We start from the raw sequence: 10673 nt of genomic DNA, 5'->3' as shown, positions 1-10673 counted from the left end.
GTTACTACGCGTCTCGTGGGCTCGGAGATTTGTATAAGAGACAGTCCTCGGGCGGGGCGGCGTCGATGCTCATGGGCCGAACCTACCCCCGGGACCCGCCTCCGCGACAGGGCCGCCCCGGGCAACGCGGGTTGAGTTGTCGCGGGTGTTCGACGGCGGGACCCGTGACAACTCAACCCGCGTTGCGGACGGACGGACGGCGTCGAGCTCTCAGTTCCGGAACCGGATCCCCGACGGGCTCGAGTAGAACCCCGCGGCCAGCAGCGCCTCGGCCAGCGGCGTGCCGAGCACGGGCCCGCCGTTGACCTTCTCCAGGCTCAGCCGCTCGGTCCGGCCGGTCCGCAGCGCCCACACGAGCGCCTCCGCCGCGGCCCGCAGCTCGCCCGGATCCTCCGTGAACGCGAGCAGCGTGCGCCCGCCGCGCTCCATGTAGAGGGCCAGCCGCCCCGCGATCAGCACGACGACGGCGCCCGCCTTCCGGCCCGGGCGATGGCCCGTGGGCACGGCGCCGTCCGGCCCGGCCGGCACGGACGGCCAGTCCAGCGCGGCGCCGTAGGGGTTCGCCGGATCCGTCGCGGCCAGGGCGAGGGCGAGCGGAGCGGCGTCGACGGCGGCGTCCTCCTCGTCCCGCTGGAACCCGCGCAGCCGATCCACCACCGCGCCGGTGGAGAACTGCGCGCCGCCCAGCCCGTCGACGAAGTGGCCGCGGCGCACCTGGCCCGCGTCCTCCATCCGGGTGAGCAGCCGGTACTGCCCCGCGAACCCGCCGGGGACCTCCTCGGCCACCACGGAGCCGCGCGTGATCACGCCGTACCGGTCCAGCAGCAGCTCGGCGGTCGCGTGGGCGCGGATCGTGGGGTCCTGCTCGGCGGCGGGCAGCAGGGACCAGCGGCCGGCCGAGCGGGCCTGCTCCGCGGCCGAGAGCCCGACGGTCCCCGCCGTGAGACCGGCCGAGCCCCGGGCGCCGCCCTCGGGCGAGGCGAGCCCCGCGTACCGGCCACGCCCGCGCACCCCGGCCAGCCGCCCGCCGAGCCGCGCGGTGCGGGCCCGCGGCGTCTGCCGGCCGGTGCGGTGCGCGGTCTTGCCGAGCGAGAGCAGGCCGCGGACGGGGGCGAACGTGTCGTTGCCGACCCGGCCGTCCCACACCAGGCCCCACAGCGCGCGCAGCACCGCGGGGCCGCGGGCCAGGTCGGCCGGGTCGCGGTGCGGGTCGGGGCCGCCCGCCCCGCCTGCGCCACCCGTGTCGCCGTCGTCGCCCGCCGCCTGCACCGCCCGCACCCGCTCCACGAGCTGGGGGAAGAACCAGGCCCCGCCGCCGGCGAGCACCTCGAGCACGGCCGTGCGCAGGACGGCGTCGGCCGGCGTCGCCTCGGCGGGCTCGGGCAGGCGCAGCGTGAGGTCCACGGCGTCGGCGGGGTGCAGGGCCACCCAGCCGTCGTTGCCGGAGGCCTCCCCGACGCCGGACCACACGTATTCGCCCGTGGCCAGCAGCTCGTCGAGCAGGGCGGGGGCGTAGTCCCGCACGCGGGCGGGCAGCACGAGGGACTCCCACGCGCTCGCGGGCAGGGGCGTGCCGGCCAGCTGGTCCAGGACGGTGGCCACCCCGTCCACGCCCTCGAGCGTGGCCGGCGGACGCCAGGCCCCGTCGCGCCCCGTCCGCGGCCGCAGGTGCTGCCAGTCGGCGAGGAACCGGGCGTACGCGGCCTGGTCCACCGGCTCGACCTCGGCGCGCAGCGCGGCGAGGGAGCGCATGCGGATCCGCCGCAGCACCTCGGCGTCGCACCACTCGGCGTCCAGGCCGGTGGCTCCGGGGGTGCCCTCCGGCCGGAACGCGCCCGTGCTCACGCGGCGCTCGGTGGCCAGGCGCTGCAGCACCGAGAGCACGACGGCGCCCCCCAGTCCCAGCGCGGCCCCCGCCTCGGCGGCGGTGAAGGGGCCGTGGGTGCGGGCGTAGCGGCCCACGAGGTCCCCGAGCGGGTCGTCGACCGGATCGAGGAACGCGGTGGGCACCCCGTGGGGGATCGGCGTGCCGAGCGCGTCCCGCAGGCGGGCGGCGTCCTCGACGGCGGCGAACCGCTCGACCCCGTCCTGGCGCAGGCGGAACGCGCGGCCGGCGCGCTCGAGCTCCGCCAGCATCCCGGCGACGGCGGCCTCGTCCGCGGCCTCCTCCGTCTCCCCTTCGGCCCGTGTGCGCCGCGCGGCCTCGGCCACGGATAGCGGCCCCAGCAGGCGCAGCAGGTCCGCCACGCCCTCGGCCCCGCGGGCGCGCCGGTCGGGTGCGAGCCGCTGCAGCTGGGCCTCGACCTCCGCGATGACCCCGGCGTCGAGCAGCTCGCGCAGCTCCTCCGTGCCCAGCAGCTCGGACAGCAGCGCCGGGTCGAGGGAGAGCGCGGCGGCGCGGCGCTCGGCCAGCGGGGAGTCGCCCTCGTAGATGAACTGGGCGATGTAGCCGAACAGGATGGACTGGCTGAACGGCGAGGGCGCCCTCGTCGTGACCTCCACGAGCCGGACGGCCCGTGAGGACACCCGCCCCGCGAGCTCCTTGAGCGCCGGGAGGTCGTAGACGTCCTGGAGCACCTCGCGCACGGTCTCCAGGATCACGGGGAACCGCGGGTGCTTCCGTGCCACGTCCAGCAGCTGCGCGGACCGCTGCCGCTGCTGCCACAGGGGGGTCCGTCGCCCGGGGTCACGGCGCGGCAGCAGCAGGGACCGGGCCGCGTTCTCCCGGAACCGGGCCGCGAACAGCGCGGACCCGCCGACTTCCGCCGTGACGATCTCGTCCAGCTCCTCGGCCGTGAACTCGAACAGTTCCGCGCCCGGCGGCTCCGCGTCCATCAGCGGGATGCGCAGCACGATCCCGTCGTCGGCCGCCATCGCCGCGCCCGAGCCGGTCTCCAGCCCGTACCGCTGCGCCAGCCGCGCCCCCACCGCGAGCGCCCACGGGGCGTGCACCGCCATGCCGTAGGGGGAGTGCAGCACCACGCGCCAGTCGCCGAGCTCGTCCGTGAACCGCTCCACCACGAGCGTCTGCTCGGTGGGCAGCACCCCGGTGGCCTCGCGCTGGTCCTTCAGGTAGGCCAGCAGGTTGTCCTGCGCCCACGGGTCCAGGCCCGCGGCGGCCAGGCGGGTGCGGCCGGCCTCGGGGTCCGCGTCCAGCTCGCGGCGGAAGCGCCCGACGGCGTCGCCCAGCTCCGCCGGCCGGCCCGCGGCGTCGCCCCGCCAGAACGGGAGCTTGCCGGGCTGCCCGTAGGCGGGCAGCACCAGGACGCGGTCCGCGGTGATGTCCACGATGCGCCAGCTCGTGGCGCCCAGCAGGATGACGTCCCCCACGCGGGACTCGTAGACCATCTCCTCGTCGAGCTCGCCGACCCGGCGTCCGCCGGAGCGGGCCGAGCCCGCGGACGCGGTGCCCGCCGACTCGGCCGTGTCCCCGGCCGCCGCGCCGCCGGGGGTGCCATCCGCGCCGCCGTCGGAGGCCAGGAACACCCCGAACAGGCCGCGGTCCGGGATGGTGCCGCCCGAGGTGACCGCGAGGCGCTGGGCGCCGGGGCGGGCGGCGAGCGTGCCGTTCTCCCGGTCCCACAGGATGCGCGGGCGCAGCTCGGCGAACTCGTCCGAGGGGTAGCGGCCGGCCAGCAGGTCGAGCACGGACTCGTAGGCGGAGAACGGCAGCGTCGCGAACGGCGCGGACCGGCGCACGAGGTCGAACCACTCCTGTGCATCCAGGTCCGCGACGGCGACGGCGGCCACGGTCTGCTGGGCGAGGATGTCCAGCGGGTTGGCGGGGATCCGCAGAGACTCGATGCGCCCGGCCGTCATGCGCTCGGCCACGACGGCGGTGTCCACGAGGTCGCCCCGGTGCTTGGGGAAGAACACGCCCCGGGAGACCTCGCCCACCTGGTGGCCGGCACGGCCCACGCGCTGCAGACCGGAGGCCACCGAGGGCGGCGACTCCACCTGGATCACCTGGTCCACCGCGCCCATGTCGATGCCCAGCTCGAGCGAGCTCGTGGCCACGACGCAGCGGATCTGGCCGGTCTTCAGCGCCTCCTCGACGATGGCGCGCTGCTCCTTGGACACGGAGCCGTGGTGGGCGCGGGCGAAGTCGGAGACGGTGCCCGATCCGGTGCCGGTCTGCCCGGCCACCTGGGCGGGTCCGTGGAAGCCGGTCGGGTCCGGTGTGCGGAAGCCGGGGACGGCGTCCGGGTGCTCGGCTGCGGCGGCCGCCTCGGCGCGGGCCTCCCAGATCTCGTTGAGGCGGCCGGTGAGGCGCTCGGCCAGGCGCCGGGAGTTGGCGAACACGAGTGTGGAGCGCCGCTCGGCCACCAGGTCCACGATCCGCTCCTCGACGTGCGGCCAGATGGACCCGCCCGTCACCGCGCCCTCGTCGCCGAGCCCGCCCGTCGAGGAGCCGGGGCCCAGGTCGTGGGCGGCGGCGGGGGAGGAGAGGTCCGTCAGGTCCGGCACCGGCACCGTGACCGTCAGGTCCCAGCGCTTGGCCGAGGCGGGCCGCACCACCGTCACCGGCTGCGTGCCGCCGAGGAACCGGGCCACCTCGGCGGCCGGCTCGACCGTGGCGGACAGGCCGATCCGCTGCACCGGCGTGTCCAGCAGGGCGTCCAGGCGCTCGAGGGAGACGGCCAGGTGGGCGCCGCGCTTGGTCCCGGCCACGGCGTGCACCTCGTCCACGATCACCGTGCGGACCCCGGCCAGCGCCGCTCGGGCCTGCGAGGTGAGCATGAGGTACAGCGACTCGGGCGTGGTGATGAGGATGTCCGGCGGATCCTGCTGCAGGCGCCGCCGCTCGGCCGCCGGGGTGTCCCCGGAGCGCACACCCACCCGCACGCGCGGCACGGGCCTGCCCTGGTGCGCGGCGGTCTGCGTGATGCCCACCAGCGGGGCCCGCAGGTTCCGCTCCACGTCCACGCCGAGCGCCTTCAGCGGCGAGACGTAGAGGACGCGGGTGGCCGCCGTCCCCTCGGCGGCGGGCTCGCGCACGAACGAGTCGAGCGCCCAGAGGAAGGAGGAGAGGGTCTTGCCCGAGCCGGTCGGCGCGATCACCAGCGCGTGCCGCCCCGAGGAGATCGCGTCCCACGCGCCGAGCTGGGCCGGCGTCGGGGCCTCGAACGCGCCCGTGAACCAGGCGCGCGTGGGCTCGGTGAACCGGTCCAGGACGACGTCGGCCGCGGGCGTGGCCGCGTCCGCTGCGGTCTCCGCGGGCCCGCTCATGCGTGGTGGTACGGTCGGCCGGCGGAGATCTCCTGGGCTCGGTAGACCTGCTCCGTCAGGATCAGCCGCACGAGCTGGTGCGGGAAGACGAGCGGGGACAGGGACCAGACGCGGTCCGCGCGGGCGTGGACCCGGGCGTCCACCCCGTACGCGCCTCCGATGACCATCGTCACCGGGGCGCCGACGTCGAACCGGCCCTGCAGGTGCCGCGCCAGGCCCGGCGAGTCGAACGCCGTCCCCCGCTCGTCCAGCAGGATCAGGTGCTCGTCCGCGCCGACCGCGCCCAGGATCCGGTCCGACTCCTCCGTGCGCGCCGCCTCCTCCTGCCGCGCGGAGTGCGGCAGCAGACGCCACGAGAGGTCGTAGGGCTTCTTGAGGCGCCGCTCGTAGCGGTCGATCCCGTCGACGACCCACGCCTCATGCTTCTTGCCGATGGCCAGCACCCGAACAGACATGGCCCCATGATCGCACCGGCCGCGGACACGGTACGGGGGTCGGCCCCCGCCGCTCGGTTACGCTCGCCGGGGCGGGGTGCCTGGCTCCGCACCGGAAGGGGGCCCATGACGTCGACCGCACGGTCCCCGCGGGTGTCCCGCCGCGCCGCGCTCGGCCTCGGGGTCGGCGCCCTCGCGGTGGGTGGGGTGGCCGTCGTCACCGACCTGGCCGGCGCGACCGCCGGGCCGCTGGGCGCCAACGCGCCGGCCCTGTACGACATGCGCAGCTCCACCGGGCACACGTACGCGGCCCTGCCCGGGCGCGCCGGACGCATCGACGTGTACCGGCCGCCGGGCCAGGGCCCGTTCCCGGTCCTCGTGTGGAACGCGGGCTCCGGCTGGCGCAGCGATCGCGGCTACAGCGACGGTGTCGACGTCGCCCGCGGCCTGGTCCCGCACGGCTACGCCGTCGCCGCGTTCTCGGTGCGCAGCTCCAGGCAGGGCACGTTCCCCGCCCAGGTGGAGGACGCGACGGCGGCGGTCCGCTGGGTGCGGCGCAACGCCCCGGGCCTGCAGCTGGACGCGGGGCGGGTGGCCGTGGCCGGCTCGTCGTCGGGCGGTTGGAACGCCCTCATGGCCGGCCTCACGGGCGGACAGGACCTGGACCGCGAGCAGGTGCCGCTGCCCGGCCGGGAGGTGCCCGACGGCGGCCACGCGATCCCGGAGGAGGACCGCGTCCAGGCGATCGTGGACTTCTTCGGCCCCACGGACTTCCTGACGATGAACCGCCAGATGCTCCCGGGCGCGTGCGCGGACTACAACCGCGCGAACCGGCTGGAGCACTGCCACCTCGACGACCGCAGCACCAAGTCGGACATGCTGGGGGTGCCGGTCCTGGCCTCGGGCGGCCTGACCCGGCTGGCCTCCCCGATCGCGCACCTGCGCCCGGACTCGCCGCCCCTGCTGGTCGTCCACGGGCGCAAGGACGTCACGGTGCCGTGGGGGCAGAGCCTCGAGCTGTACCGGGCCGCCGAGGCCGCCGGACTGCGCACCGCGTTCTACTCGGTGGCCGAGGGTGGCCACGACCTGGGCATGATGACCGCGAAGACCCGCAGCGCGGAGGTGCTCCGCAGCGGTGTGCCGGCCAGCGCCGTGCACGCCACCATCTCGTGGTCCGCGGTGGCCTCGTTCCTGGACGCCGTCCTGCCGCGCTGAGGCGGCGGCCGGCCCTGCCCCGGCATGGCGAAAGCCCGGGAGCACGAGGCTCCCGGGCTTCACATCTGGCGGTGACGGTGGGATTTGAACCCACGGTACGGGGTTACCGTACACAGCATTTCGAGTGCTGCACCTTCGGCCGCTCGGACACGTCACCAGACCAGGACACCCTACCCGAGCCGTGGCGGCGCGCCCAAACCGGCCGCCCGCCGTCGTCGGGCACGGGCGCGTTCAGTCGCGCTGGGCGGCGAAGAACCCCCGCAGCAGCGCCGCGCTCTCCTCGGCGCGGACGCCGGCGCGGACCTGCACCTGGTGGTTGAAGCGGGGGTCGCGGACCACATCCAGCACCGAGCCGCACGCGCCCGCCTTCGGGTCCCACGCCCCGAACACGACGCGCGGGATGCGGGCCAGCAGCAGCGCACCGGCGCACATGGGGCAGGGCTCGAGGGTCACCACGAGGGTGCAGTCCGTCAGGCGCCAGCCGTCGCCCGCCCCGGCGGCGGCCCGCAGCTCCGCCCCGCGGCGCAGCGCGAGGACCTCGGCGTGGGCGGTGGGGTCGTGGTGCTGCTCGCGCTCGTTCCCGACGACGGCCAGGACGGCCCCGTCGCCGGCCACGAGGGCGGCTCCGATCGGCACGTCGCCGGCCGCCCCGGCCACGCGGGCGGCCCGGAGTGCCAGGCCCATCCACGCGTGCTCCTGCTCGGCCGTGGGCGCGGGGGAGGGGACGGGGGCGGACACGCGGCCAGCCTAGCTGTAAGAGGTCATGACGTTGTTGACTCGGGCCGGGGCCAACGAGGCCGGTGGAGCATCTCCGCAGGAGGTATGCGGCCGATGGTAGTTGTAGTGGTTCACCCACACTGCCAACGCCTCACGCCGGGCTCGTAGCCCAGATGGCTGGTCAGCTCGGCCTGCAGGCCCCGCTCGAGCGCGGCCTTGACCAGCGCGGGCACGAACCCGCCGTCACCGGTGAGCTCGACGCCGCCCGCGTCGATCTGCGCGAATAGGGAATCAAGCTGCCCTGAGGCTTTCAGCTGCTCGACCAGGTCCTGGCCCGAGGGCTCGCCTGGGTTCTTCTCGTCGATCATGGTCATGATTCTTACCGTTCCTCTCGGTACGGCTTACACAGACCATCTGACACGCCCGGAACTTCCATCCTGCGGGAGAGGCCCGCTCGTCTCATCTCAGCCCGTACCCCGTGGCAAGAACCTCATGACCCACAACACCTAGCGGCGGTGTCGGCGCCCCCGCGGGGACGGGCGCAGGGGCGCGCGTGGGCGGTACCGTGGGCGCCATGCGCGTCCACATCGTCGACCACCCGCTCGTGGCCCACAAGCTCAGCGTCCTGCGGGACAAGAAGACCCCGTCCATGATCTTCCGGCAGCTCACGGAGGAGCTCGTGATGCTGCTCGCCTACGAGGCGACGCGCGACGTGGCCATGGAGGAGGTGCGGATCGAGACCCCGGTGACCGAGACCACCGGCTTCCGGCTGGCCCGGCCGCGTCCGCTGGTCGTGCCGATCCTGCGCGCGGGGCTCGGGATGCTGGAGGGGATGACCAAGATGGCGCCGTCCGCCGAGGTCGGGTTCCTCGGCATGGCCCGCAATGAGGAGACGCTGGACATCGTCACCTACGCGGAGCGGCTGCCGGCCGACCTGTCCGGGCGTCACGTGTTCGTCCTGGACCCCATGCTGGCCACGGGAGGCACGCTGATCGAGGCCATCCGCTTCCTCTACCAGCGCGGCGCGGCGCGGGTCACGTGCCTCTGCCTGCTCGGAGCGCCCGAGGGCATCGAGCGGCTGGAGGCCTCGCTGGGCGACGTCGAGGTGGACCTGTACCTGGCCGCCGTCGACGAGCGCCTGGACGAGCGGTCCTACATCGTCCCCGGCCTCGGTGACGCCGGCGACCGGCTCTACGGCCTGGCGGAATGACCTGATCGGACCTCCGCGTCCGCCGCGAGACGACCACGGTTCCCGCCCCCACCGGGCGGGGACCGTGGTCGTCTCACGGGAGCGTCTCCGGCGGGGACGTCAAGCGGAGCCGCGAATGTGTCGTCCATTTAGTGGACGTCATGGCCCGCTGTGACCCGTCATTATGGCGTCATATGGAATGCCTGGAAGTCGCCTGCATAAATATTCCGCATACGCACTGGTCCTGCGGTGCACTCTCCCCTGTCGAACAATGAAAAGAGTCCCGCGGGTGAGCCGAGTGGCGGCGCGACGCTATTCCGGCCCGCGAATAGTGACGTTGAACACATTCAGGACTCTTCTTCTCAAATAGTGAGACAAAAGCGCGAACGTTACTTGCCAGTCCCCTCGGTGAAGTCACATTCTTGTCATGTGACGCCTCGTCCGCCGCATCGACCGAGCGGTGGAGGGGCCATGAGCCGAAAGAGGAGTGGTGGCCATGGGTCAGTCCGCCGGATACGTGCACATCTCCGTCCGCAACGCGCAGCGCCGGGCCGACGGCATGTCCCGCCGAGGCCAGGCCCGCGCAGGCCTGCGGCTGGCAGGTGGCACCGACGCCCCCGACTCCCAGACGGCACCGACGCCGGTCCTGGCGCCGAACGGCATCCCGGGTCCCCAGGCGGTGGCCCGGGAGAACGAGGCCCGCGGGTTCGTCATCTACGTGGGCATGGACGAGCTGGCCGCCTCGGCCGCCGGCACCTCCCTCACGCGGCTGGCCAACGAGCTGCGCCACTACGTGGAGTCCCTCGTCCCCGGGGCGGAGTCGCACGCCGCCGTCGCCCTGGCCCCCGCCGGGGCCGAGGGCCGCGACCTCGAGGTCGTGCGCCAGGTGCTCGGCGATCCGACCGTGCAGGGCGGTGCCAGTCCCGACCTGGCACAGGCGCCGGCCCCCGTGTCCACGCGCCAGCCCGGTGTGCTGATCGACCTGTCCCGGCGCGAGGTGCAGCTGGACGGCGAGTCGCTGAACCTCACCTTCAAGGAGTTCGAGCTCCTGAACTACCTCGTGGAGAACGGTGAGCGCACCGTCGGCCGCGAGGAGCTGCTCGACGCCCTGTGGCGCAACGCCGACGAGGTGCCCAACGAGCGCACCATCGACGTGCACATCCGCCGACTGCGCGCCAAGCTCGGCCGCCTCGCGAACACCGTGCGCACCGTGCGCGGCCAGGGCTACCGCTTCTACCGCCACCCCGAGGTGGTCGTGTGGGCGGCGCCGGAGTACTGCATCTGACCCGCGCCCGCCCGTGTCCGGCGACGGCCCCCGCTCACCCGAGCGGGGGCCGTCGCCGTAGCCTGGCCGCATGAGCACCGCCGACGCGAAGACCCTGATCGTCCTCCGGCACGCCAAGGCCGGCTGGCCCGACGCGGCCGACGACCATGCCCGCCCGCTCGCCGAGCGAGGCCACGCCCAGGCGCCCGCCGCCGGCGACTGGCTCCGCGAGCACGACCTCGTCCCGGACGCCGTCGTGTGCTCCGATGCGCTGCGCACCCGTCAGACGTGCGTGTGGGTGTGCGAGCGCCTGGGCGAGCTGGCACCCACGCCCTACCTGGACCCGCGGCTCTACGGCGCCGACGCGGCGCGGGCCCTGGCCGTCGTCAACGAGACGGAGGAGACCACGCGACGGCTGCTGGTGGTGGGCCACATGCCGTGGGTGCAGGAGCTGGGCATGCGGCTGATGAGCCTGGACTCGGACCAGGACGCGGCGCTGCGCATGAGCGAGCACTACCCGACGCTCGGGATGCAGGTGTTCCGGGTGGAGAAGCCGTGGGCCGAGCTCGACGGCCGCGACGCCGCCCTGACGCACTTCGTGGTTCCGGGGCGCTGACCTCCGCGG

The 10673-nt window shown here is 74.7% G+C and carries 7 protein-coding genes, 1 tRNA gene and 2 pseudogenes; 4 read left to right on the top strand and 6 right to left on the bottom strand.

Going from position 1 to position 10673, the window contains the following annotated elements; genetic code table 11:
• Nucleotides 1-210 precede the first annotated feature (210 nt).
• Together J1M38_RS00755 and J1M38_RS00750 are read right to left on the bottom strand one after the other, a co-directional pair.
• Nucleotides 211-5229: an ATP-dependent helicase gene (locus tag J1M38_RS00755; RefSeq protein WP_206501145.1), complete on the bottom strand. Its 5019-nt coding sequence runs from the start codon at nt 5227-5229 to the stop codon at nt 211-213.
• Nucleotides 5226-5684, bottom strand: a complete 459-nt coding sequence (locus tag J1M38_RS00750) for a 23S rRNA (pseudouridine(1915)-N(3))-methyltransferase RlmH (protein WP_206481590.1) — start codon at nt 5682-5684, stop codon at nt 5226-5228. Before J1M38_RS00750 ends, J1M38_RS00755 begins: the two co-directional genes overlap by 4 nt.
• Before the next feature lie 105 nt (nt 5685-5789).
• Between J1M38_RS00750 and J1M38_RS12140 the strand changes: the two genes are divergently transcribed.
• Complete coding sequence (locus J1M38_RS12140; protein WP_206481589.1) at nt 5790-6878, top strand: alpha/beta hydrolase; 1089 nt, start codon at nt 5790-5792, stop codon at nt 6876-6878.
• Nucleotides 6879-6944: 66 nt separating this feature from the next.
• Here J1M38_RS12140 and J1M38_RS00740 read toward each other — a convergent pair.
• The 4 genes and pseudogenes from J1M38_RS00740 to J1M38_RS00725 all read right to left on the bottom strand — a co-directional run.
• A tRNA-Ser gene (locus tag J1M38_RS00740) sits at nt 6945-7035 on the bottom strand.
• Nucleotides 7036-7109: 74 nt separating this feature from the next.
• Complete coding sequence (locus J1M38_RS00735) at nt 7110-7616, bottom strand: nucleoside deaminase (RefSeq protein ID WP_206481588.1); 507 nt, start codon at nt 7614-7616, stop codon at nt 7110-7112.
• A 9-nt stretch (nt 7617-7625) separates the two neighbouring features.
• Nucleotides 7626-7757: pseudogene (locus tag J1M38_RS00730) on the bottom strand (integrase core domain-containing protein); the annotation flags it as partial.
• Nucleotides 7757-7963: pseudogene (locus J1M38_RS00725) on the bottom strand (IS256 family transposase); the annotation flags it as partial. The pseudogenes J1M38_RS00725 and J1M38_RS00730, both read right to left, overlap by 1 nt.
• 206 nt (nt 7964-8169) lie before the next feature.
• Here J1M38_RS00725 and upp point away from each other — a divergent pair.
• The 3 genes from upp (at nt 8170) to J1M38_RS00710 (ending at nt 10664) form a co-directional block, all read left to right on the top strand.
• Nucleotides 8170-8805 (top strand): uracil phosphoribosyltransferase, encoded by a 636-nt coding sequence (gene upp, locus J1M38_RS00720; RefSeq protein ID WP_010079486.1) that lies wholly within the window; start codon nt 8170-8172, stop codon nt 8803-8805.
• Between the two features lie 475 nt (nt 8806-9280).
• Entirely contained in the window at nt 9281-10069 is a 789-nt protein-coding gene (locus J1M38_RS00715; protein ID WP_036341497.1) for a winged helix-turn-helix domain-containing protein, read from the top strand.
• A gap of 70 nt (nt 10070-10139) precedes the next feature.
• On the top strand, nt 10140-10664 hold the full coding sequence (locus J1M38_RS00710; protein ID WP_002854135.1) for a histidine phosphatase family protein: 525 nt from the start codon (nt 10140-10142) through the stop codon (nt 10662-10664).
• Nucleotides 10665-10673: the final 9 nt, after the last annotated feature.

The sequence above is a fragment of the Micrococcus sp. KRD070 genome, assembly GCF_017168435.1.
Taxonomy (GTDB): domain Bacteria; phylum Actinomycetota; class Actinomycetes; order Actinomycetales; family Micrococcaceae; genus Micrococcus; species Micrococcus luteus.
Note: the sequence above shows the minus strand (reverse complement) of the source record. Positions and strands in the feature narration are given on the sequence as shown.